General features: G+C 65.0%; 21 protein-coding genes. 15 read left to right on the top strand and 6 right to left on the bottom strand.

Going from position 1 to position 23,825, the window contains the following annotated elements:
- Positions 1 to 218: 218 nt before the first annotated feature.
- Positions 219 to 1,421 carry a serine hydrolase domain-containing protein gene (locus AC1DOP_RS19160; RefSeq protein WP_477252811.1) on the bottom strand — a complete coding sequence of 401 codons (1,203 nt, stop codon included), beginning with the start codon at positions 1,419 to 1,421 and terminating at the stop codon, positions 219 to 221.
- Positions 1,422 to 1,530: 109 nt separating this feature from the next.
- On the opposite strand from AC1DOP_RS19160, the gene AC1DOP_RS19155 reads away from it, so the two are divergent.
- Positions 1,531 to 2,517, top strand: coding sequence for an LLM class flavin-dependent oxidoreductase (locus tag AC1DOP_RS19155; RefSeq protein WP_441935039.1), 987 nt, complete (start codon positions 1,531 to 1,533; stop codon positions 2,515 to 2,517).
- A gap of 125 nt (positions 2,518 to 2,642) precedes the next feature.
- A complete protein-coding gene (locus tag AC1DOP_RS19150) occupies positions 2,643 to 2,918 on the top strand; it encodes a hypothetical protein (RefSeq protein ID WP_477252808.1) in 276 nt (91 codons plus the stop codon).
- 24 nt (positions 2,919 to 2,942) lie between these two features.
- Here AC1DOP_RS19150 and AC1DOP_RS19145 read toward each other — a convergent pair whose 3' ends face one another.
- Entirely contained in the window at positions 2,943 to 3,536 is a 594-nt protein-coding gene (locus tag AC1DOP_RS19145) for an isochorismatase family protein (protein WP_477252806.1), read from the bottom strand.
- Between the two features lie 145 nt (positions 3,537 to 3,681).
- Here AC1DOP_RS19145 and AC1DOP_RS19140 point away from each other — a divergent pair, with 145 nt between their 5' ends.
- Positions 3,682 to 5,400 (top strand): M1 family metallopeptidase, encoded by a 1,719-nt coding sequence (locus AC1DOP_RS19140; protein ID WP_441935036.1) that lies wholly within the window; start codon positions 3,682 to 3,684, stop codon positions 5,398 to 5,400.
- A 105-nt stretch (positions 5,401 to 5,505) separates the two neighbouring features.
- On the opposite strand, the gene AC1DOP_RS19135 is transcribed toward AC1DOP_RS19140, so the two are convergent.
- Positions 5,506 to 5,889: a hypothetical protein gene (locus AC1DOP_RS19135; protein WP_441935035.1), complete on the bottom strand. Its 384-nt coding sequence runs from the start codon at positions 5,887 to 5,889 to the stop codon at positions 5,506 to 5,508.
- 352 nt (positions 5,890 to 6,241) lie between these two features.
- Between AC1DOP_RS19135 and AC1DOP_RS19130 the strand changes: the two genes are divergently transcribed.
- A complete protein-coding gene (locus tag AC1DOP_RS19130; RefSeq protein ID WP_441935034.1) occupies positions 6,242 to 7,009 on the top strand; it encodes a PEP-CTERM sorting domain-containing protein in 768 nt (255 codons plus the stop codon).
- Positions 7,010 to 7,069: 60 nt separating this feature from the next.
- On the opposite strand, the gene AC1DOP_RS19125 is transcribed toward AC1DOP_RS19130, so the two are convergent.
- On the bottom strand, positions 7,070 to 9,841 hold the full coding sequence (locus AC1DOP_RS19125) for a M16 family metallopeptidase (RefSeq protein ID WP_477252803.1): 2,772 nt from the start codon (positions 9,839 to 9,841) through the stop codon (positions 7,070 to 7,072).
- Between the two features lie 137 nt (positions 9,842 to 9,978).
- Here AC1DOP_RS19125 and AC1DOP_RS19120 point away from each other — a divergent pair, with 137 nt between their 5' ends.
- The 9 genes from AC1DOP_RS19120 to AC1DOP_RS19080 all read left to right on the top strand — a co-directional run bounded on the left by AC1DOP_RS19120 (position 9,979) and on the right by AC1DOP_RS19080 (position 18,115).
- Positions 9,979 to 12,075 carry an MASE4 domain-containing protein gene (locus tag AC1DOP_RS19120; protein WP_441935032.1) on the top strand — a complete coding sequence of 699 codons (2,097 nt, stop codon included), beginning with the start codon at positions 9,979 to 9,981 and terminating at the stop codon, positions 12,073 to 12,075.
- A gap of 113 nt (positions 12,076 to 12,188) precedes the next feature.
- Positions 12,189 to 12,761: a peptidoglycan L,D-endopeptidase MepK gene (gene mepK / locus AC1DOP_RS19115; protein WP_477252800.1), complete on the top strand. Its 573-nt coding sequence runs from the start codon at positions 12,189 to 12,191 to the stop codon at positions 12,759 to 12,761.
- 10 nt (positions 12,762 to 12,771) lie between these two features.
- Positions 12,772 to 13,596 carry a hypothetical protein gene (locus AC1DOP_RS19110; protein ID WP_441935030.1) on the top strand — a complete coding sequence of 275 codons (825 nt, stop codon included), beginning with the start codon at positions 12,772 to 12,774 and terminating at the stop codon, positions 13,594 to 13,596.
- Complete coding sequence (locus tag AC1DOP_RS19105; protein ID WP_441935029.1) at positions 13,593 to 13,910, top strand: hypothetical protein; 318 nt, start codon at positions 13,593 to 13,595, stop codon at positions 13,908 to 13,910. The genes AC1DOP_RS19110 and AC1DOP_RS19105 overlap by 4 nt, the downstream gene beginning before the upstream one ends.
- Before the next feature lie 69 nt (positions 13,911 to 13,979).
- Complete coding sequence (locus AC1DOP_RS19100) at positions 13,980 to 15,329, top strand: M20/M25/M40 family metallo-hydrolase (protein WP_477252797.1); 1,350 nt, start codon at positions 13,980 to 13,982, stop codon at positions 15,327 to 15,329.
- Between the two features lie 40 nt (positions 15,330 to 15,369).
- Positions 15,370 to 15,813: a thioesterase family protein gene (locus AC1DOP_RS19095; RefSeq protein ID WP_441935027.1), complete on the top strand. Its 444-nt coding sequence runs from the start codon at positions 15,370 to 15,372 to the stop codon at positions 15,811 to 15,813.
- Between the two features lie 66 nt (positions 15,814 to 15,879).
- Positions 15,880 to 16,491, top strand: coding sequence for an RNA polymerase sigma factor (locus AC1DOP_RS19090; RefSeq protein ID WP_477252795.1), 612 nt, complete (start codon positions 15,880 to 15,882; stop codon positions 16,489 to 16,491).
- A 14-nt stretch (positions 16,492 to 16,505) separates the two neighbouring features.
- Positions 16,506 to 16,994, top strand: coding sequence for a hypothetical protein (locus AC1DOP_RS19085; RefSeq protein ID WP_441935025.1), 489 nt, complete (start codon positions 16,506 to 16,508; stop codon positions 16,992 to 16,994).
- A 20-nt stretch (positions 16,995 to 17,014) separates the two neighbouring features.
- On the top strand, positions 17,015 to 18,115 hold the full coding sequence (locus AC1DOP_RS19080) for a hypothetical protein (protein WP_441935024.1): 1,101 nt from the start codon (positions 17,015 to 17,017) through the stop codon (positions 18,113 to 18,115).
- Between the two features lie 60 nt (positions 18,116 to 18,175).
- On the opposite strand, the gene AC1DOP_RS19075 is transcribed toward AC1DOP_RS19080, so the two are convergent.
- Complete coding sequence (locus AC1DOP_RS19075; protein WP_441935023.1) at positions 18,176 to 20,566, bottom strand: catalase; 2,391 nt, start codon at positions 20,564 to 20,566, stop codon at positions 18,176 to 18,178.
- Between the two features lie 127 nt (positions 20,567 to 20,693).
- Positions 20,694 to 21,191 carry a DUF3016 domain-containing protein gene (locus tag AC1DOP_RS19070; protein ID WP_441935022.1) on the bottom strand — a complete coding sequence of 166 codons (498 nt, stop codon included), beginning with the start codon at positions 21,189 to 21,191 and terminating at the stop codon, positions 20,694 to 20,696.
- A 159-nt stretch (positions 21,192 to 21,350) separates the two neighbouring features.
- Between AC1DOP_RS19070 and AC1DOP_RS19065 the strand changes: the two genes are divergently transcribed.
- Together AC1DOP_RS19065 and AC1DOP_RS19060 are read left to right on the top strand one after the other, a co-directional pair.
- Positions 21,351 to 22,100, top strand: coding sequence for a DNA-formamidopyrimidine glycosylase family protein (locus tag AC1DOP_RS19065; protein WP_441935021.1), 750 nt, complete (start codon positions 21,351 to 21,353; stop codon positions 22,098 to 22,100).
- A 192-nt stretch (positions 22,101 to 22,292) separates the two neighbouring features.
- Positions 22,293 to 23,798, top strand: a complete 1,506-nt coding sequence (locus AC1DOP_RS19060) for an HD domain-containing phosphohydrolase (protein WP_441935020.1) — start codon at positions 22,293 to 22,295, stop codon at positions 23,796 to 23,798.
- The last annotated feature ends 27 nt before the right edge of the window (positions 23,799 to 23,825 follow it).

Raw genomic sequence — 23,825 nt, 5'->3', positions numbered from 1 at the left:
CAACGGAAGCTCCCAGCAGGCCTTTCAGTAACTTATTCATTTTCATGTCGCTCTCCTAATGGATTTGGGGCAAAAAGCTCAACAATATCAACAAGATAAATTGAGGGTTCGCAGTTTAGAACGGTCGCGGCAAAGCGTGCGCGCGTTAGCCGCACGGCAAAAAATCAGCGGCAAAAAAGCGACACGTTGATGCGTTTTTGTCCCGGATAGCATCCATATCAGGGGCTTGCGGCCTGCGCCGCGAGCGTGCCCAGCCTGGTATAAAGTTCCAGCACATTGCTCTTGTCGTCGGGGTAGACCCGGTTCGACAGCAGCACATAGAAGGTGCGCGAGCCCGGGTCGATCCACAGCACGCAACCCGTAAAGCCCGTATGGCCATAGCTGCCCACCGGGAACACGGTGCCGCGCGGACGCACCGCGTAGGGCGAATTGATGTCCATGCCGAGACCGCGCAGCGCCTCGATGCCGCCTGGCGACTGCGCCGTGGTCATCAGGCGAACGCTTTCCGGGCTGAGGATGCGCACACCGTCCAGCTCGCCGCCGCGCAGCAGCATGCGGGCATAGCGCGCAACGTCGCGGGCGGTGGTGAACACGCCGGCCGAGCCGGCCACGCCATCCATGCGGCGCGCGGTCGGGTCGTGCACCACACCCTGCAGCAGCTGGCCGGGCGCGAGGTCGCCGTGGGCCGAACCGGCGCCGTCCGCGCCCTTCTGGGTCGGCGCGATCAGCGCGGCGCCGCCAGTGCCCATGCGGCGCAGCGGCAGGTAACCGGTGTCGACCATCTTCAGCGGCGCGAAGATGCGGGTGCGCGCGAATTCATCGAGCGGCATGCCGGACACCTTCTGCACCAGCTGGCCCAGCAGGATGTAGTTGATGTCCGAGTAGCGGAAGAACGTGCCGGGCGGATGCGTCACCACCTGGCCGCAGGCCAGGGCGTGGGCGGCCGCATCGCCGTGCCAGGCCGGCTTGGCCGGCAACCCGGCCGGCAGGCCCGAGCTATGGGTCAGCAGGTGGCGGATCGTGATGGCTTCCTTGCCGCCGTTCGCGCATTCCGGAAAGTAGCTGCTCAATTTCGCGTCGAGGTCGATCTTGCCCTCTTCCGCCAGCTTCAGCACCGAAGGCGCGGTGGACAGCACCTTGCTCAGCGAGGCGGCGTCGTACACCGTGGAGGTCTCGACGGGACGCGCATCGGCTTCGTAGCTCAGGCGTCCATAGGCCCGTTCATAGACCGCACCGTCATGCTCGATGTGGACCACCGCGCCCGGCAGCTTGTGGGCGACGATGGCTTCCTGCATGGCGGCGTCGACTTGCGGGATGGCGGGGTTGTCGAGACGGCCATGCGCGCAGCCCGTGAGCAGCAGGGCGACACAGGCGGCGGCGAACAGGGAGCGGCGGGACGGGAGGAAGGCTGGGCGGGGCATGTTTACTGTCGTTGGCGAAATTGAACCAATGCATCATAGGCAGGCCTCCAGGCGGGGTCAAGCGCGGTGCCTCCGCACGAAAAAAATCCGATCGGCGTATCATGCCCCCATGATTCCTCTCTCGATACTCGACCTTGCCCCCATCGTTGAGGGCGGCACCGCTTCCGATTCCTTCCGCAACTCGCTCGACCTTGCCCAGCATGGCGAGCGCTGGGGCTACCACCGCTTCTGGCTTGCCGAACACCACGGCATGCCGGGCATCGCCAGTGCGGCGACCTCCGTCCTGATGTGCCATGTTGCCAACGGCACCTCGACGATCCGCATCGGCGCCGGCGGCATCATGCTGCCGAACCATGCTCCGCTCGTGATCGCCGAACAGTTCGGCACCCTCGCCTCGCTGTTCCCCGGCCGTATCGACCTCGGCCTGGGCCGCGCCCCCGGCTCCGACCACACCACGGCGCGCGCGCTGCGCCGCAACCTGGCGTCGGATGCCGACGAGTTCCCGCAGGACGTGGTGGAGCTGATGGATTACTTTGCCGACTCGCCGCGCCGCCAGGTCCGCGCGGTGCCCGGCGCCGGCCTCGACGTGCCGGTCTGGATCCTCGGTTCCAGCCTGTTCGGCGCCCAGCTGGCGGCGGCCCTCGGCCTGCCGTATGCCTTCGCCTCCCACTTCGCGCCGCAGATGATGATGCAGGCGATCGAGCTCTACCGCGCCACTTTCCGTCCCTCGGCCCAGCTCGACAAGCCCTACGTCATGCTCGGCTTTAACGTGTTCGCCGCCGACACCGACGCCGAAGCCCATTTCCGCGCGACCTCGATGCAGCAGGCCTTCATCAACCTGCGCAGCGGCCGCCCGACCAAACTGAAGCCGCCGGTCGAAGGCTATCTGGATCTGCTGAGCCCGCCGGAGCGGTCGATGCTCGATTCGGTGCTGTCGTGCTCGGCCATCGGCGCGCCCGGCACCGTCGCCGCCCAACTGAGGGCCTTCGTGGAGCGCACCGGCGCGGACGAGCTGATGATCACCTCGCAGATCTTCGACCACGCGGCGCGCCTGCGTTCCTACGAGATCACGGCTGAGATCGCCCGCTCTGCCTGATGCGGCCGGCGCCTGCCGCGGTCAACCGCGGCGGCGCCGATAACGTTGTTTCCGTTGAATGGCGAACAGTCGGTCCAGTTCGCCAGGCCTAGGCTAGCATCACCAACCCGCTACCGGAGATAATCATGAAAGCCAAACTCATCGCCGTATCCCTCCTGCTGTCGCTGGCCTCGACCGGTGCCGCCTACGCCAAGCCCAGCTGCCTGAAAGGCGCGGCCGCCGGTGCCGTCGGCGGCCACTTCCTCGGCAAGCACCACCTGGCCGGCGCGGCCGTGGGCTGCGCCGTGGGCCATCACATGGCCAAGAAACAGGAGCGCGAACAGGCCCGCGCCCAGGCCCAGGCGAATGCCCAGGCCAACGCCCAGGCGCAGAACGGCCAGGCAACCGCTACTCGCAAATAAGCTATAAGCAGGCGCCGGTGATGCTTACGCGTCGCCGGTGCCGGCCTGCAGCGCGTCGATGAGTTCACGGGTCGAGCGCACCCTGCCCATGTTACGGAACACGTTCTCGCAGCAATTCTTGTGCGCTTCCGCGTTCCCGCTGCTCATCGCATCTTCCACGAAAACCAGTTCGTAGCCGCGGTCGAAAGCCGCGCGGGCGGTCGACTCGACACCATAGTTGGTGGCGATGCCCGTCATGATGATGGTCTTGATGCCGCGCCGGCGCAACAGCTGGTCGAGCTCGGTGCCGTAGAAGGCGCCCCACTGGCGCTTGGTCACCACGTGGTCCTGTGCCTGCACCTGGGCCGACTCCGCCATATACGATGCTTCCGGCGGCGGTGCCGGCGTACCGGGCTTGAACATCGGATTGTCGGCAGGCGGCAGGCGCAGCTCGTCCAACTGCACGCGCACGAAGATCACCATGCCGCCGCGGTCGCGCATCTCGCTCGACAGCAGCACGCAATTGCCCACCACACGCTCGGCCGGGTGCGGCGCCAGTTCCCGATTCACATTAAAGTTCTGCAAGTCGATCTGCACCAGGGCGGTGCGGGCGATGTCGAGATTCAGTTTGCCGTTCATAAGATAAGGTCCTCCTCGACCGAAGTATTCACCAGACGCGGCTAGAGCGGCGCGCAATGGGCGGCCTCCCGTTAATACAGACCTCGCCTGGGCTCTGTGATAAATTTCCCGGGATCATAACTAGAGACGGCAAACGCCGCAGAACATGAAAAAAATCGCCATCGTCGGCGCAAGCGCGCTGCTGGCGGGCTGCGTGACCCCGCAGCCTTTCCTGACCGAATACAGCACCGGTTCCGGCGCTCCCCGCAGCGAAGCCCAGCAAGCCCTCGAGTTCGACAAGGCCGACCTCAAGCTGCGCATCGAGCCGGACACCCGCAGCATCCGTGGCGACGTCACGCTCACCTTCGGCACCCGCGCGCCGCTCCATAGCATCGAGCTCGACCTGGACCGCAACCTGCCGATCGACGCCATCGACGTCGACGGCCAGCCGCTGCCTGCTGCCAGCTGGCGCAACCCGGAAGGCAAGCTGACCATCGACCTGCCGCAGACCCTGCAGCCCGGCAAGCAGGCAGTCGTGAGTGTGCGCTATCACGGCCAGCCTCACGTGGCCAAGCGCGCGCCCTGGGACGGCGGCTTTGTCTGGTCGAAGACGCCGGACGGCAAGCCCTGGGTGGCGAGCGCCGTGCAGGGCGAAGGCTGCGACCTGTTCTGGCCCTGCATCGACCACCCGACCGGCAAGCCCAAGCTGGTCGACGAACACATCACGGTGCCGAGCCCGCTGGTCGCGGCCGGCAACGGCATCGCCATGGGCATGGACGAGGCGGACGGCTGGCGCACCTGGCACTGGCGCACGAAGAATCCGAGCACCTACGGCATCTCGATCAACGTCGCGCCCTACCAGGTGCTGTCGGGCGAATACCGGAGCCGCTACGGCAACGTGATTCCGCTACGCATGTGGTATCTGCCGCAGAACGAGAAAGGCGCGAAGGAACTGTTCGCCGAATTCGCGCCGATGCTGGACTTCTTCGAGAGCACCATCGGCCCCTACCCCTTCGGCGACGAAAAGATGGGCGTGGTGGAGACCCCGCACAAGGGCATGGAACACCAGACCATCAATGCCTACGGCAACAAGTACGCGAAGACGGCCTATGGCTACGACGAACTGCTGCAGCACGAATTCGCCCACGAATGGTTCGGCAACCAGCTAACCAACGCCAACTGGGACGATATGTGGCTGCACGAGGGACTGGGCAGCTATATGCAGCCGCTCTACATGCAGTACCTGCGCGGCGACCTCGAATACTTCGCCTCCCTGATGCACCAGCGCGGCATGATCGAGAACAAGGCGCCCATCGTATCCGGCAAGCCACGGCTGGAAGAAGACGTCTACGACACCAAGCGCGGCGGCCCCGGCCAGGACATCTACAACAAGGGATCGCTGGTCATGCACACCTTGCGCGGCCTGATCGGCGACCGGGCCTTCTTCCAGGCCGTGCGCGAAGAGGTCTACGGCACCCCCGACCCGCGCCCCGGAAATTTCGCCCCGCGCTACGGCACGACGCCGGAATTCATGGCCATCGTCAAGCGCGTGAGCGGACGCGACCTGGAATGGTTCTTCCAGGCCTACCTGTACCAGAAGGAATTGCCGGAGCTGCAGGCCACGCGCAGCGGCAACAGCCTGCAGCTGGCATGGAAGACGGAAAAGAACACGCCCTTCCCGATGCCGGTCGAGGTCAGGGTCGGCGACCGTGTGCTCAGCGTGCCGATGGCGGATGGCAAGGGGAGTGTCGAGCTGCCGGAAGGGGTGAGCTATACGCTGGATCCGCATTCGAAGGTGCTGCGCAGGGAGCAGCATATCGAGCGGTATCACCAGTGGCAGGAGGAGCAGCGGAAGAAGCGGGAGAAAGAAAAGGCGGGGGCCTGACTCAAGCGCCACCCTGTCGACGTCATTCCCGCGACGTATGAACGTCACTCCCGCTTTCGCGGGAATGACGGATTCAAGCTGGCGACGGCTTTTTAAGCTAACTGATTACTTCGAAGCGTCCTGCATCTTCTCGCCAGTATGCTCCAGCGCGCGACCGGTTGCGGCGGTCGCATTCTTGGCGCCTTCCTTCACGTTGGCAGCGGCTTCCTTCGAGCCCTGGCGCACCTCGGCGCCGGCTTCGCGCATGTTGGCGGCGGTACGGTCGGCCGCGGCGTCGATCTTCGCGTTGGCGCGGTCGGCGGCGGCGTTGGCGTTGGCGGCGGCGTCACGGGTCGCTGCGGCGGCGTTCGCACCGGCATCGTCGACGGCTTTACCCGCGGCCTGGGCCGGGCCCATGTCGTTCGTGGTCGTGGTGGTTTCGGCCTTGTGGCAGCCGGTGGCCAGCACGGCGACGGAGAACAGCAGAGCGGAAATGGTGGTGGTCTTCATGATGGGCTCCTTTTATTATTAAAAAATAAAGTGTATGGGCGTATCCTACACGCCGTACCGCCGCGCACGATTGGCAATTGTGCCAAACCGTAACAAGAAAATCATCCCCTCCCCCGGCAACCCGGGCGCGTCGTTACATCTTTTTGCAAACCCCTGTGTTCATCATCTCTACCGATCCTGCCAAGCAAGTCAAAGTCGGCTTGGACAACTGTCGGAAATTCTTACAGTCTCAAGAAAAAAAGGGTTTTTGAACAGCAATAAGTCTTTGATTCTTGAAAATATTTCCAAAATGGCACAATAATTGCTTAACTATAATATTGAAGCAAATACAACCATTTACTAGGGAAATATTATGAAAATTACATCCATGATCGCTGTAGCCATCGCCTCCATGTGCGTGAGCGCAAGTGCGATGGCTGGCACCATCGCCTATTCGACCGGTGGCTATAACCCGTGGTACAACACCACGAACGACACCGCCATGAACACTACCTTCGGTGCCGGCAAGTGGGTCAAGTCGAATGGTTTCTCCACGAATGTTTTCGCCAACGCCGATTTCGTATTCCTCGACGGTAGCGACGGTAATGCGAACGAATTCAACAGCTTCCTGTCGGCCAACCGTAGCGCCATCGCCACTTACGTCGACAACGGCGGCCGTCTGTTCCTGAACGCAGCACCGAACCAGGGTGGATCGATCGACCTCGGTTTTGGCGTGACCCTGCAATATCCCGGCTTTAGCGGCCAAGTCAATGTCACCGCCGCGGGCGTTGCCGCCGGACTCACCACGGGTGGCATCGCAAGCTCGTACCAAGGCGGATCCTTTGGACACGCCACGGTCAGCGGCGGCGGCATCAGCGACCTGATCGAAAGTCAGCAGGGAGGCATTGTGTTTGGCGCAATGCAGTATGGCAAAGGCTTTGTCGCCTTTGGTGGCCAGACGACCACCAATTTCCATTCGCCGAATAACGATGCCCAGCGCCTGCTGGTCAACGAGTTGCAATATGTGGCAAGCGCTGAGACCCAAGGCAGCGCCGACGTGCCGGAACCTGCTTCCCTCGCGCTGCTTGGCCTCGGGGCGCTGGCGATCGTCGCTGCCCGCCGCAAGTCCGCAGCAAAATAAGGTTTCATGCGAGGAAGCCTGCGAAGCCGGGCTTCCTTGCCGCCTAAGCGCTCATCTTCCTCAAGGCAAGATCTTTCCATCCGCATCAATCTTGCGCACCTCCATCCCCAGGGCGCGCACGTCGGCCTCGACCTTGCTCATGTCGCCCACCACGATCCATAGCTGCTGATTCGGCAGGATCGTCCTTGCCGCCAGCGCATTCAGCTCGGCCGGATTCACGGCCCAGACCTTGTCCGTGTAGGTGTTGTAGTAGTCCTCGGGCAAGTGGTACTGCAGGATGGTGGCGTAGCCATTGCCGAGCTGGGAGATGGTCTCGAAGGCGCCGGGCAGGCCCAGGGTCTCGTTGTCCTGCGCCGCCTTCAGTTCCGGCCCGGTGATGGGACGGGCGCCGGCGATGTCGGCGTATTCCCTGGCGAGCTCGCGCAGGGCCGGCGCCGTCTTGTCGGTCTGCACCGGTGAAGCGCTGTACAGGATGCGCTGCCCGACCGCCGCCACCAGCCCGGAGCCGACACCGTAGGACCAGTGCTTGTCCTCGCGCAGGTCCATGTTCAGGCGCGAACTGAAGGTGCCGCCGAAGACGTCGTTCAGCAGATTCAGCGCCACCGCCTCCGGCGTATTGCGCGGCGGCGCCAGCTGGGCGCCGACGATCTCGCTCTGCAGGGCGCCGGGGCGGTCGATCAGGTAGATCACGGTTCTGTCCGGCTGCGCCACCCGGCTCACGTTCTTGCGCGGCACTTCCCCCGCCTGCCAGCCGCCGAAGGCCTTTTCGAGCAGCGGCTTCAAGCGGTCCATCGTGGTATCGCCCACCACCAGCAGGGTCGCGTTGTTCGGCTTGAACCAGGCCTGGTGGTAGCGCACCAGGTCGGCCCGCGTCATGCGCGCCACCGCCTGCTCGGTGCCGGTGCCGGTCAGCGGCAGGCCGTAGGCGTGGTCCTTGCCATACAGGAGTCCCGGCAGCACACGCAGCGCCATCGCGCGCGGCACCGTCTTTTCGCGGGCGATCGCGGCGATGCGCTCGCGCTGCAGGCGTTCGAAATCCGCCTGCGGAAAGGATGGATGCAGCACCAGGTCGGCGTACAGGCCCAGCGCACGGGACAGGGTTGGCGCCAGCACGTTCATGTTGACGAAGGCGCCGTCGAGGTTGGTGGCGGCGCCGAAGGAAGCGCCCAGCGCTTCCAGCTCGGCGCCGACCTGCAGTGAAGACCGCTTGTTTGCGCCATTCTGCGTTCCCTCCTCCAGCATGCGCAGGCTCAGGCTTGCCAGGCCAGGCAGCTCGTGCGAGTCCGAGGCGTAGCCGGCATCGATCATCATCGACAGGTTCACCACCGGCGCGCCGTGGCGTTCGGCCAGCACCACCTTCAGGCCGTTCGACAGGGTCGCCGTCTGCATCGGCGGCAGGTGCAGCTTTTCGGGTTGGCCCAGCGGCGCTCCCTTGCCGCGGTCGAGGGTGGTGACCGAGGCGCCGAGACCGCCCGGGAAAGGATCGACCTCCAGGATATAGTCGCCATCGCCGAGCCACTCGGCCATGGCCTGGCGCACCATCGCCGGGGTTGCCGCCTGGATGCGCTTCAGGTAGGTCTTGTAGCAGTCGGGGTCGCCCGTAAACGTCATGCAGCGCGCCAGCATGTCGCTCTTGCCGCCGAAGCCGCCGACGCGCTCGACGCTGCGCGCGTACTGCGCCAGGATCGCCGTCCTGGCCAGGCGCAGTTCGTCCTCGCGCGGACCGCTCTTCATGAGTGCGCGCAATTCCTCGTCGGCGATGCTTTCCATGCGGGCCACGTCGGCGCCGGGACGCGCCGTCAGGTTGATGCCGAACTGGCCGGCGATCTCGCTCGAATCGTCGCTGGAAAACGCCGAGGTCGCCAGCTGCTCCCTGACCACCAGGCGCTGGTAGAGGCGCGAGGTCTTGCTGCCGCCCAGCACGTGGGCCGCCAGGTCCAGCAGCGCTTCTTCCGGCGTATCCGCTCCGGGAACATTCCAGACGCGGTAGATGCGCGCCTGCGGCACGCGGTCCTGCACGGTCTCGCGGTGGGTGCCGCTGCGCTTGGCGATCCATGCGCGCTGTTTTGCCACCGGCGGGCCGGGTGGAATATCTCCGTAGTAATGCTCGACCTTCTCGCGCGCCTGGGCGGGCGTGAGGTCGCCGGCCAGCACCAACACGACGTTGTTCGGGCCGTAGTTGGTCTTGAACCAGTTGGTGACGTCGCTCATGGAAGCGGCGTCGAGGTCGTCCATCGAGCCGATCGTGGTCCAGGAATAAGGGTGGCCCGCCGGCCAGGTATTCTCGGTAACGATCTGCTCGACCACGCCATAGGGCTGGTTCTCGCGCTGGCGCTTCTCGTTCTGCACCACGCCACGCTGCAGGTCCAGCTTCCTCTGGTCGAGCACGCCCAGCAGATGGCCCATGCGGTCGCTCTCGGCAAACAGGGTGTAGTCGAGCATCGAGGTCGGCACGGTCTCGAAGTAATTGGTGCGATCCTTGTTCGTGGTGCCGTTCAAGTCGCTCGCACCGATGCCTTCCAGGGCGGAAAGAAAGGTCTTGTTGAAGTTGGCGCTGCCCGAAAACATCAGGTGCTCGAACAGGTGGGCGAAGCCGGTCTTGCCCGGCTTCTCGTTCTTGGAACCGACGTGGTACCAGGTGTTCACCGCCACCACGGGCGATTTGTGGTCCTCGTGCACGAGCACGGTCAGGCCGTTCTTCAGCACGAATCTCGTGTAGGGGATATCGGGGATGGGGATGTCGACGGCGGCCGGCGGCGCGGCTGCGGCGAACGAGGCCAGTACCGCGAGCAACAACGCCCCCACGGTTCGAGAAACAATCGACAGACGCATGCGGTGCCTCCTGGAATCCGGCTGCCCATTCTATGCCAGCGGGGAGGCGCGCAGCAGCATGTTATGCTTAACGACTTCCTCCTCCCTGATGACGCTGCTCCACGCACCCCGTCGAGCATTGCAAAACAGGCAGCTCAATGATCTCCCATACTTCCTCTCCCGCCCGCTTCGCCCCTTTCCAGATCGGCGCCTTCGCAGCCGCCGCTTTCGTTGCGCTCGCCACGCTGCTGCTGATGCCGATCGCCAGCCACAAGTGGCCGAACGTGCAGGCCTTTGTGCCGGCCTATCAGGCTATGCTGATCGGCACCTATCTGCTGGCATCCTACCTTGTCTACGGTTATTTCCTGCAAACGCGCATCCGTTCGCTGCTGTGGCTATGGTCCGGTTGCGTGTACACCGCGGCGGTGCTGGCCGCGCAGTTCCTGTCCCTGCCCGGCGCCTTCGTTGCCAAGGAGCGCCTGTTGGGCGGCGCGCAGACGACCATCTGGCTGTGGTTCTTCTGGCACCTCGGCGCGGGCGGCATGTTGCTCGGTTATGCGGTGTCGGAATGGCGCGGCGAGGGCCGGACCGTCGCGGATGCCCGCCGCAGCTTCGTCCGCGCCGCCACGATCATGGCGGTGGCGCTGGCCGCGACCCTGGCGGCGGTGACGGTCCTGCACGATTTCCTGCCGGTCCAGAACGTCGGCGACGACTACAGCCTGGTGACCAGGACCGGTTACGGCCCGCTTATCCAGGCGATCCTGTTCGCGGCCCTGTTCTTCCTGTGGCGCGCCAGCCGCTTCCGCACGCCCATCAGCGCCTGGCTGGGCGTGGCGATCCTGGCGCTGGCCTTCGATAACATCATCACGATGGCCGGCGGAGCGCGGCTGTCGGTCGGCTGGTATGTCGGCCGCCTGAATGCGCTGCTGTCCGCACTCGTCATGCTGGTGCTGTACATGCAGACCATCCACCGCGTCTACCTGAAGGCAGCTTCCAACGCCGACGAACTCGCGCTCGCCAAGGACAAGCTCGAACGCCACCAGGAGCGGCTGGAACTGCTCGTCAGGGAACGCACGCGCTCGCTCGAAGATGCCCAGAACGCGCTGCTGCATGCCCAGAAGCTGGAAGCCATGGGCAAGCTGACCGGCGGCGTCGCCCACGATTTCAACAACGTGCTGCATATCATCAGCGGCAATCTCGACCTGATCCGCATGCTGTCGGCCGCCAACGACAAGGTGCTGCAGCGCTGTACCTCGGCACGCGATGCTGTGCGGCGCGGCGCTCGCCTGTCCTCGCAGCTGCTGTCCTTCGCCCGCAAGCAGCCCCTGCAGCCCGCGCCGACCAGCATGGCCCAGGTACTGGCCGACATGGACGAGCTGCTCAAGCGCGCCGTCGGCGAACGCGTACGAATCGACCTCGCGATCGCGCCCGACAGCTGGAACGTGCGGGTCGACCAGCAGCAGCTGGAGAACGTCATCCTGAACCTCACGCTGAATGCGAGCGATGCGATGCACGGCGGCGGCGTGCTCGCCATCCAGGTATCGAATACGGTGCTGGCCGACGGCGAAGCCGAGCAGCTGCAACTGGGCGGCAAGGAATATGTGTGCGTGGCCTTCATCGACACCGGCAGCGGCATGGACACGGAAGTCCGCGAGCGCGCCTTCGAGCCCTTTTTCACGACCAAGGGCGTCGGCAAGGGAACCGGACTCGGCTTGAGCATGGCTTACGGCTTCGTCAAGCAAAGCGGTGGCCACATCGAGATCGACAGCGAGCCTGGCCGCGGCACGAACGTGACCATCCTGCTGCCGCGCACCATTGAAGCGGCGGTCGAGAAGGTTGCGGCGCCGGCCGCCGCCGTCGCGGGCGGCAGCGAGACCATCCTCGTCGTCGACGACGAGATCGCGATCCAGGACAATGTCGCCGAAATCCTGTCGGCGCTCGGCTACCGGATCCTGCGGGCCAGCAGCGCCGACGAAGCGGCCATCGTACTGCGCCAGCACCGCCGGATCGACCTGCTGTTCACCGACGTCATCATGCCGGGCACGATGAACAGTCCGAAACTGGCCGCCGTCGCCCGCGAGCTGCACCCGGAAATCCGCGTGCTGTACACCTCGGGCTATTCGGAAGACGCGGTCATCCAGGACGGCAAGCTGAAGCAGGGTGTGAGCCTGCTGAACAAGCCATATAGCGACGAGGAACTGGCGCGGGCGATCCGTACCGCCCTGAATGGCAACAGGCAAGTTTATATGAATTGAAATCTTTCCCTACCATGTAGTTCTGGACTGACAGCCCTTGGGGAAATACGCCTCCTGCATGCATTGCACATGAGGCGTATCATGTCTCCTTGCGAACTCGTAAGGAAAGCCTCATGAACCAACGACGCTCATTCCTCAAAAGCTCCGCCATGCTGGCCTCTGTCCTCGGGGCGCCGGCGGTGATCCGGTCCGCGAAGGCGGCCAATATTCCACCCACGAACGCCGCCGCCGCCGTGGCGCCGAACGAACGGGTCTTGCGCCTGTACAACACCCACACCGGCGAAAGCCTGCGCAGCATCTTCTGGGCCGAAGGCGAGTTCATACCGGACGCCTTGCAGGACATTAATAAACTGCTGCGCGACCACCGCAACAACAAGATCTCGGCCATCGATCCGAAGCTGCTGGTATTGCTCGACCGCATCAGCGCCCAGTACAGCAGCCACCCGACCATCCACGTGATTTCGGGCTACCGCTCGCCGGAAACGAACGAGAAATTGCACGAAAACACGACCGGCGTGGCAAAGCACAGTCTGCACATGGAAGGCAAGGCCATCGACGTGCGCATTCCCGGCCAGGACCTGGCCAAGTTGCACAAGATCATCATGGCGGAGAAGGCGGGCGGGGTCGGCTATTACCCTGACTCGCAATTCGTCCACATGGACGTCGGCCGCGTTCGCTACTGGTAAGGCGCCCGCGATGCGCCCGCACGGTTTCCCGATCGCGCTTGCCCTCGCTGCCATGCCGGCCCTGGCGCCGGCGCAGCAGGCAAATCCGGAGGTGGCGGAGGGCAAGCCGCAAACCGTCACCGTGACCTCGACCCGCGATCCGGTCGACAAGTCCTACCGCAAAATGATCAGCGGCATGGAGCGATTCGAGCGCGAGCACGCGCTGGCGCCCCAGGCCACCTTGCGCTTCCGCCTGCTGCCGCGTTCGCCGAAGGTGAACATGCGGGGCATCACCCTGCGCGCCCTCGGCGACCACATCGCCGTGCCGATCCCGGTGGCGGAAGACAATACCTTCGTGCTGCCGCGCAACGAGCAGGCCTTGCGCGAAGACGCCGCCGTGGTCGCCAACCGCAAGACCACCAGCATGACCTGGCGCGCCCAGGTGATCACGCCAGGCTTGCCGCCCGGTACGCGGCGCCTGGGCGACCTGCGCCTGGAATGCCTGGTCGGCATGGAGGCGGGACTGGTATCGAACAGCTCGCCGCTGTTCGGCTGGATCTCGAACGCCCTCACCACGCCGGAACAGGTCTGCAACAGCCCGGACGGCAATTTCCTGTTCTTTACGGAGCGCCCCGTGTTCTCGGTCACCCTGCACGCCGGCGAGCGCACCGAGATCCTGCCCTTCCGCATGCTCTACGCCGGCGGCGACCAGAGCCCCGGCATGCTGGAATACTGCGACTGCCAGGTCTTGCTCGACCGCACCTATTACGCGCCGATCTGGGACCGCAGCTGGCCGGACGACACCCTGGTCAGCTTCGAGTACATGATTGACCCGCCGGCGGAGGTCCCGCCATGAAACCCTTCGTCACCTTATTCGCCGCGGCGCTGCTGCTGGGAGGCTGCGCCACCAGCCCGAACGAGCCCGGCAAGATCGTCGCCGAGGACCGTTTTTCGCAAGCCGTCGTCCCCGGCCGCACCACGCGCGCCGAGCTGCTGGCCGCCTTCGGTCCGACCAGGAACGTCGTGTTCGACAGCGGCTATGAAGCCTGGCTCTACGAAGCGAATGCCGGCGCCGGCCGCCACACCGAACTGGTGCTGCTGCTGGACCCCGCCGGCGTCGTCCGGAAAATGCGCCGGCGCCCGCCTTATCCCACCGATCCGCAACGCTGAACCCTGTCCATACAGCCAGCCGGCACCGAATCGGTGTACAGTTGAGCATCATTACTTTGGAAAGATGCGATGCGCAGGACGGTGAAGGCAATGCTGGGGCTGGCGGCAGGCGTGGCGATGCAGGTGGCGGCGGCCCAGCAGCCCGCTCAGCAAACTCCGCAGCAACTGAGCCCGGTGGAACAGCGGATCGTGGCCGAGATCCGCGCCCATGCGCCGCAAGCCCTGGAACTGCTCCGGCAAAGCGTCCTCATCAACAGCGGTACGATGAACCAGGCGGGCGCGCGCGCGGTCGGCAAGCTGTTCCGCGACCAGTTCGACGAACTCGGCTTCAAGACGCGCTGGATCGAGCTGCCGTCCGACATGCAGCGCGCCGGCCACCTGCTGGCCGAGCGCCGGGGCAAACAAGGCAAGCGCCTGTTGCTGCTGGGCCACCTCGACACCGTCTTCGAACCCGGCAGCACCACCCCGGCCTGGGAACCGCAGCCCGGCCCCGACGGCACAGTTACGACCATCAAGGGCCAGGGCGTGTCCGACATGAAGGGCGGCGACGTCGTCATCGTCGAAGCCCTGCGCGCCCTGCAGCGCGTGGGCGCGCTCGACGACACCCGCATCGCCGTCATGCTGACCGGCGACGAGGAGGAAGCCGGCAATCCGAAGAGCATCTCGCGCGGCGACATGGTCGACATCGCCAAGCGCAGCGACGTCGCCCTCAGCTTCGAAGGCAGCATCACCGGCAAGGACGGCATGGCGGCCGCCACCGTGGGCCGGCGCTCGACCGCCTTCTTCGAGCTCGAGGTCAAGGGGAAACAGGCGCACTCGATGGGCGTGTTCGGTCCGGGCGGCTATGGCGCCGTGTACGAGGCGGCGCGCATCCTCGACGCCTTCCGCCAGCAGGTGGTGGAACCCGGCCTCACCTTCAACCCGGGCGTGATCCTGGGCGGCACCGAAGTATCCTTCGACGACGAGCATTCGCGCGGCACCGCCTTCGGCAAGACCAATGTGATCGCGAATACCGTCACCGTGAAAGGCGACCTGCGCTACCTCGACTACGGCCAGCGCGACCGCGCCCAGGCGCGCATGCGCGAGATCGTGGCCCGGAGCCTGCCGGGCGCCAGCGCGGCGATCAACTTCCACGACTCCTACCCGCCGATGGCGGTCACGCCCGGCAACCTGAAGGTGCTGGAACAGTATTCGCGGGCCAGCCAGGACGCCGGCCTGGGCCCGATCGGCATGGTGCCGCCGGAATCGCGCGGCGCCGGCGACATCCAGTTCGCCGCGCCCTACGTCGACAGCCTCGACGGCCTCGGCGCCAGCGGCGGCGGCGCCCATTCGCCCAACGAAAGCCTGGAAGTGGCTTCGATCGAACGCAGCGCGATCCGCGCCGCGATCTTGATCTACCGCCTGACCCGCCAGGACTGAGACCAGCTACGCTATCCGCTCCCGAGTGGATTCACGAACCATGGCACGCTTACAACTCGACTTCCCCGAAGACCAGTACTACTACACGACCTTGCTGACGGTGCGCGTCACCGACATCAATGCCGCCAACCACCTCGGCAACGACTCGATGATCTCGATGATCTCCGAGGCGCGCGCCCGCTTCCTGTTCGAATTCGGCGTCCCCGAAACCGAGCGCGACGGCACCGGCATCATCGTCACCGACCTCGCCACCACCTACCGCGCCGAAGCGCATGCGCGCGACCAGCTGCTGTTCGAAGTCGGGGTCATGGATTTCAACAAGTACGGCGGCGACATCACCTTCCGCATCACCCGCCCGCGCGACAAGAAGCTGGTGGCGATGGCCAAGCAGGGCTTCGTCTTCTTCAACTACAAGACCAGCCAGGTCGTCGCGATGGCGGACGATTTCCGTTCCAAATTCGACCGGGTGAACTGGATCGATTAAAAAAATCCAAAAATACCTGGAACTTTTTTAGTTCCTTGGCGGAATATGGGTAAAGAACCGCTACCCATGAACACGACCTCCGCCACTTCCGACACCGAGCTGCTGCGCGCCATGCGCGGCGGCGCCGCAGATGCCTTCGCGGCCCTGTACCGGCGCCACCAGGGTCCGCTGTACCGCTTCGCCCTGCTGCGCTGCGGCTCGTCCGGCACCGCGGCCGACGTGGTGCAGGAAGCCTTCATGGGCCTGCTGACCGAGCGCTTCCGCTTCGATCCGCTGCGCGGCCAGCTGCAGGCCTTCCTGTTCGGCGTGGCGCGCAAGCTGATCCTGAAGGGCGAGGAAGGCGGCCGGCGCCACGTCGCCCTGCCCGGCGCGGACGCCCAGGACGATGGCCCCGAAGAGGATCCCGAGTCCGACCTGGCGCTGGACGAAGGCGGACCGCTGGCGCGGCTGCTGGACAACGAAGCCGCCGAGCAGGTGCGGCGCGCCCTGGCCCACCTGGCGCCCCACTACCGCGACGTCGTCATCCTCTACGAAATGCACGAACTCTCCTATGCCGAGATCGCCGACATCTGCCAGGTCGACATCGGCACCGTGCGCTCGCGCCTGTCGCGCGGCCGCGCGGCCCTGGCAAAGCGCCTGGCCGGCTGGCGCAATGCGCCCGACCTGGCCCAAGCATGAGAAGGACAGCCCACATGGACACCCGAGAACCGATAGCCCCCCTGATCGACGCCCTGCGCGCCGAGATGGCAAAACAGGACGCCCCGCGCGGCGTGGAAAAAGAGCTGATGCAGGCTTTCGCCCGCCAGTTTCCGCAAACGCCCTGGTACCGCGGGCTGGCGCTGCGCCGCTGGGCCCTGGCCGGCGGCCTGTCGACCGCGGTGACGGCCGTGACCGTCTTCAGCCTGCTGCTGCACAACCCGCGCCTGGCCGTGGATCCGGACGCCCGCAGCCGCCCGCTGATATCGCGCGACGGCGGCGGCCTGTTCATCGCGCTGGAGTCGCCCGAGCGCATTGAGCAGGAGCCGGCGCCGCGCATGGTCGAAACCGAAGTATCCCGCAGCAGCCTGGCGCCGCTGGGGGTCCCGCTTACCCCGGAAAACGCCGGGGATACCGTCCGCGCCGAGATGCTGCTCGGCGCCGACGGCCAGCCGCTGGCGGTGCGCCTGACTTCCCTTAATTAGATATTCAAACCGAGGATGCCATGAAGACCAAACAACTCGTTCTTGCAGTCCTGCTGGCCAGCCTGGCCATTCCCGCCCTGGCCGAAGAGGGTCCCACCGGCGACCCGCGCGCCGGCGCAGTCAAGGTCCAGGCGGATCGCTTCTTCGTGGGGCGTGACGGCACGTTCAGCGCCTCCGGTCCGGCCACGTTCACGATCACCCGCGACACCGCGATCCGTCCGATCAAGAACGCCCCCTACAGCGCGCAGATGGTCACGGAGCGCCAGCAGAACCTGTCCGACGGCAACCAGATCGCCGACCGCCACACCACCATGGCCTACCGCGACAGCGCCGGCCGCACCCGCCAGGAAGTGGTCGACGCCAAGGGCGAGCTGAAGCTGATCACCATCCACGATCCCGTCGCCGGCGCCACCTGGATCCTGAAGCCCCAGGACCGCACCGCGACGAAGATCGCCCGTGCCGGCGATGCCGCGCGCGTCGCCGCCCGCCAGGCGGCCGAGGCCTCGCGCAAGGCTGCCGAGGCCGGACGACAAGCGGGCGAGGAAGCCCGCGCCCGGGTCGAGCAGATGCGCAGGGACGGCATCCTGCCGAGCGTCGAACGCCGCAAGCTGGACGACGGCAGCGAAGAGATCATCGTCAAGCGTGTCGCCCGCGCGAACCCCGAGCTCCGCCAGAACATCCAGCAGGACGTGCACATCCAGGTGTCGAAGGCGCTGGAGGAAAACAGCGAGGCCCTGCGCGCCGCCCAGGTGCGCCTGGCGCCGCTGACGGCCGGCGTGTTCGGCGACATGAAGTGGGCCTCGAAAGCCGCCACCAAAGACCTCGGTACCCGCGAGTTCAACGGCATCAAGGCCGAGGGCAAGCTGCGCAGCTACGAGATCCCGGCCGGCGAGATCGGCAACCGCAACCCGATCGTGGTCTCGGACGAGACCTGGTACGCGCCGGACCTGCAGGTGACCGTCTACACCAGGCACAGCGATCCGCGCAGCGGCGACACCGTATTCCGCCTGGATAATCTGAAACGCGAGGAACCGGCGCCCGCCCTGTTCACCGTGCCGTCCGACTACACGGTCAAGGATCCGCTGGCCAAGCTGGCCGCCAGGGCCGACAAGGCGCAATAAGCATGAAAAACGCCGGCCTCGGCCGGCGTCCACGTTTGTCGCAGGGATGCGGAAACGCCTTTACACCATCGGCGGATCGGTTTCGCGCGCGAAGGCGCGATGGCCGGCCAGCGCGGCCTGAAAGTCGGCCAGCACACCATCCACCAGCAGGGCCGGATCGTTCGAGCCGTCCGGCAGCGTCGTCGGCACCATCGCCTTGGCCAGCAGGTCGGCGCCGCTGCCCATCGCCAGGATCGGTTTGCAGTGACGGTACTGCTCGCGCACGAAGTCGATCGCGTGGGCATTGCGCGCCAGGGTATCGGCGGCACCGTCCGGCACGATCATGCCGTCGTACATCACCGATGGCCCGGCCTCCAGCGAGATCTCGACATCCAGGGCGGTACCGCCTGCCGCCTTCACCTTGCCCAGCATAGCGCCCACCAGGCGCGGCACCGCGCCGGCTTTCAAAAGACCGGTGTACAGGTTGTTGACCTGGGCCTCATCGACGCCCGGCGCCACCAGGATCGCGACGCGGCGCGTACGGACGCCTGTCTCGCCGGGCCGACTCATCAGCGACAGCGCCGGCGACGGCGGATAGTCCGGCACCTCGCCATCGAAAGCGCGCGGCTGCGGCGCCGGCACCTCCATCCCCAGGCCTTCGGCGACCTTGGCGACGAGGTCGTTGTCGACATTGCCCAGCAGGGCAAGGATGCGCTGGCGCACTGCCGGGGTCTGCACCCGGGTCAACTCGAAACGGAAAGCGTTCGCGATATGCGCTTGTTCCGCCGGGGTCTGGCTCCGGTAGAACAGGCGCGCCTGGCCATAATGCTCGGCGAACAGCGCTGGGTTGCCACGCACCTTGTCCTCGGTGGTAAAGCGCTCCGGGAAACTGGTGAAACCCATCTTGCCGGCCTGGAAAGGGCAACCGCCGCCCAGCGAATTCGGCTCGTAGTTCACGCGGCCCCGATGGATCGCCTGGCGATGCATGCCGTCGCGCTGGTTGTTCTGGACCTGCACGATCGGCGAGTTGATCGGGATCTCGTGAAAATTCGGCCCGCCAAGACGCGAAATCTGGGTATCCAGATAAGAGTGGTTGCGGCCCTGCAGCAGAGGATCGTTGCTGAAGTCGATGCCGGGTACGATATGAGCGGTGCAGAACGCCACCTGCTCGGTCTCGGCGAAGAAGTTGTCCGGGTTCCGGTTCAGGACCATGCGGCCGACCGGCGTCAGCGGTACCAGCTCCTCCGGCACCAGCTTGGTCGGATCGAGGATATCGAAGGGGAAGGAAGCGGCCTGCTCTTCCGTGAAGACCTGCAGCGCGAGTTCCCATTCCGGGAAGTTGCCGGACTCGATGGCTTCCCACAGGTCGCGACGATGGAAATCCGGATCGGCACCGGAAATCTTGACAGCCTCGTCCCAGACCAGCGAGTGTGTGCCCTGCAGTGGATTCCAGTGGAACTTCACGAAGCGCGACTCGCCCTCCGCATTCACCAGGCGGAAGGTGTGCACGCCAAAGCCCTGCATGGTACGGTAACTGCGAGGAATCGCGCGATCGGACATGGCCCACATGAGCATGTGCGCGATCTCCGGGGATAGCCCGGCAAAGTCCCAGAAGGTGTCATGCGCGGTCGCCGCCTGCGGCATGCCGTGGTGCGGCTCCGGCTTGGCGGCATGCACCAGGTCGGGGAACTTCATTGCATCCTGGATGAAGAACACGGGGATGTTGTTACCGACCAGGTCCCAGTTGCCCTCGTCGGTATAGAACTTGACCGCAAACCCGCGCACGTCGCGCGCGACATCGGTCGAACCGCGCTCGCCGGCAACGGTCGAAAACCGCACGAACACCGGTGTACGCTTGCCCTTCGCGGCGAACGGTGCTGCTCGGGTAAGCGTGCTGAAGTCGTCATAGGCTTCGAAAAAGCCGTGCGCGGCCGAGCCGCGCGCGTGTACGACACGCTCGGGAATGCGCTCGTGGTCGAAATGGGTAATCTTTTCTCGCAGGATGAAATCTTCCATCGCGGTCGGACCGCGAAGGCCAATCTTCAGCGAGTGCTGGTTGTCCGCCACCGGCACGCCCTGGTTGGTGGTCAGGTGGCGGTCGCCCGGGTCGACGCGTACGCGGTCCAATGGTGCCACGGTGGGATTGGCGCCGATCGCCGGCTTGCCGTCACCGACCTTGTCGGAACTGGCGATCTCGCTGCTGGTACTGCCGGTGGCTGCCGGCGTAGCGGGCTTGTGGTGATCGCCCTCGGCCGGCGTGCGGGCCGCGTCGCCGTACTCGCCAGGTTTGTTCGGATTGAACGGCATGTCGGCGGCCAGCTGCTTCTCCGCGGCGGCCTTGTCGAACAGCCGTTTTTCGACCGGATTGCCGGCCTTGGCAGGGCTGGGCGGCCCCGCCTCGGAGGGGCCGGACACGGTACTTAATACGGAACCGGCGCCATCGGCGCCGGAGGTCTTCTTGGATGCGGTCATCGTGTCCTCTTCTTGAACCCTCGTTGAAAGAACACTTAACTTAGTCCACAAGGCCACGACCGTACGGTTAGCTGACTAACATATGGCCGACAACCCTTTGAATAGCGGATGGTCCAGGCAGTCCGCTTCAACGCCGGCTGCGCGGCAGCGGTCCGATGGTCTTCTGGAACCAGTCGTCGATCATTTGCTTCTCGTAGCGCAGCGGTTCGGTGTCGAAGTAACGGACGCTGTGATCGAGGTAGTTCATGTCGCTCAGCCGCGCCTCGCCGCTCTTGATGACCTGGCCGTTCTGCTCCAGCGAATAGCGCAGTTCGATGCGCGGCCAGTCCGCGCGGCCGGTCATGACGCGCAGGTCGCGGCCCGCGCGCGCGCTCGGGATCAGGCGGCCCGCGAGGTCGACGTCCGTCACCTCGATGCGCAGGTCCTGGCCCTGCGGCAGGCTGTTGCCCAGCTTGACGAAGTGCTCGCTCAGTTGCTTGAGCGTGTCTTCGCGGTCCCAGGGCACGAAGGGCACGTCGGTGAATTTATCCGGCTGTATGTAGGTGACCGTGGTGGCGGCGCCGGCGCTGCCGGCCACCAGCGCGAACAGGCCCGCGAGGGCCAGTTTCTGCATGCGCGAGCTCATTTTGTTTTCCTTTCGTCGAAGTCGTCTTGCCATATCAATATACGCTGCATTTGATGCCCATGTCCGTCTCCTTCTATCCTTCGTTTGTAATGAAATGTTAGTCCCCGCACACCGGCTGCGGACTCTTCCGCCCGACAATGAGGGCGAAGGGAGGACGCCGTGCCGGAAGGACCATCGCTCTACATTCTGAAGGAGCAGACCGCCCGCTTCGTGGGCCAGACGATCGTGCGCGCCGAAGGCAATACCTGGGCCATCGATACCGCGCGCCTGCTGAACCAGCCGGTCCTGGCGCTGCGCACCTGGGGCAAGCAGTTCTTCATCCAGATGCCCACCATGGCCGTGCGCATCCACTTCCTGCTGTTCGGCACCTACCGCATCGACGAGCGGCGCGAAAAGGAGCCGCGGCTGTCGCTGGGTTTCGCCGACGGCAGCGAGATCAATTTCTACGCCTGCTCGGTAAAGGAAGTCGATTGCGAGCTCGATGCCCTCTACGACTGGGAAGCGGACGTGATGTCCGATGCCTGGAACCCTGCGAAGGCGCGCAAGAAGCTGCGGGCCGAATCGAAAAAAAACGCGGACATGCTGGTCTGCGACGCCCTGCTCGACCAGGAGATCTTTTCCGGCGTCGGCAACATCATCAAGAACGAGGTGCTGTTTCGCATCCGCCTGCACCCGCTGTCCACGGTCGGCGCCCTGCCGCCCGCCAAGCTGCGCGCCCTGGTCGAGCAGGCCCGCCAGTACAGCTTCGACTTCCTGGCCTGGAAAAAGGAATTCACCCTCAAGAAGCACTGGCTGGCGCACAACCAGAAAACCTGCCCGCGCTGCCACATCCCCTTCCACAAGGCGAATCTCGGCCGCTCGAACCGGCGCAGCTTCTGGTGCGAACGCTGCCAGAAGCGCTATCAATGAGCCGCGAAAATGTTTTTAAATTGCAAACACCATTAAAAAACGTTGCGGCATTGTGACTTTTTGGTTTAGTTACGAACTGTTTCTTGTTGTTAATGGGTACTGCTCATACTACAATCGATTCGCGTAATACTGCCGTAACGCAAGATTTCTTTGTTCTTTTTTTCAGACGCAATCACGATACTGGACATCGTCATGTCATTCCTGTCTGCCGCTGCGCCCAAGCTTGCCCCGTGGAAAGTATTGCTCGTCGATGACGAGCCGGACATCCATGACATCACCAAGCTCACCCTGTCGCGTTTCCGCCTGGACGGCCGCGGCCTGAGCTTCGTGCATGCCTACAGCGGCGAGGAAGCCAAGCAAGTGCTGGCGCGCGAAAAAGACATCGCGCTGGTGTTCCTGGACGTGGTGATGGAGCGCGAAGACAGCGGCCTGGAAGTGGCGCGCTGGTTGCGCCAGGACCTGGACAACCAGTTCACCCGCATCGTGCTGCGCACCGGCCAGCCCGGCCAGGCGCCGGAAGAACGCGTGATCGTCGATTACGACATCAACGATTACAAGGAAAAGACCGAACTCGATCGCACCAAGCTGTTCACCACCACCTTCGCCGCCCTGCGCGCCTATCGCGACATCATGAAGGTCGAGGATGCGCGCCGCGTGCAGCTGACCTACCGCGAAGGCCTGGAACGCGTGATCGCCGCATCAAGCCATATCTTCCAGCAGCGTAACCTGAAGGACTTCGCCAGCGGCCTGCTGCAGCAGGTCGTGGCCCTGCTGCGCCTCGAGCAGAGCATGCTGCTGCGGGTGGCCGGCGCCAGCGTCATCACCGGCGAGAGCCGCTACGAGATCCTGGCCCGCATCGGCGAGATGGGAGAAAGCGACATCGGCCCCGAACTGGTGGCCCAGCTCGACGAGGCGCGCCACAACCGCATCTCCAAGCTGCACGGCGACACCTACGTCGGCTACTTCCCGAACAACAGCGGCAAGGCTTCGCTGCTGGTGCTGAAAGGCGTCGACGAGATCTCCGAGATCGACGTCCAGCTGCTCGACGTGTTCTGCTCGGGCGTGGCGATCGCCTTCGACAACATCCTGCTGAACCAGGAGATCACCGATACCCAGGCCGAACTGATCCTGCGCCTCGGCGACGTGGTCGAGTCGCGCTCGAACGAGGCCGGCAACCACGTGCGCCGCATGGCCCAGGTCTGCCACCTGCTGGCCGAGGAATCCGGCATGTCCGAGGACGAGACCGCGGTGCTGATGCACGCGGCGCCGATGCACGACATCGGCAAGATCGCCACCCCGGACGCGGTGCTGCTGAAACCCGGCCGCCTCACGCCCGAGGAGTGGGAAATCATGAAGCAGCACCCGACCGTCGGCCTGCAGATCCTCGACGGCTCCCAGCGTCCGATCCTGAAGGCGGCCGCCGTGATCGCCCACCAGCACCACGAAAAATGGGACGGCAGCGGCTACCCGCAGGGGCTGAAGGGCGACCAGATCCATCCGTATGCGCGCATCGTGGCGGTGGCCGACGTGTTCGACGCCCTCACCCACGAGCGCTGCTACAAGGAAGCCTGGCCGATCGAGCAGGTGCGCGACTACCTGCGCGAAGTGGCGGGCCACCATCTCGATCCGCACTACGTCGATATCCTCGTCAAGAACCTCGACAAGGCGGACGACATCAACCGCCGCTGGCCAGACTGAAGTAGACTACGCGCGCCGGAGCATTCT

It is taken from the genome of Massilia sp. 01N410 (assembly GCF_056399665.1).
This window is presented reverse-complemented; position numbering and strand designations above follow the sequence as displayed.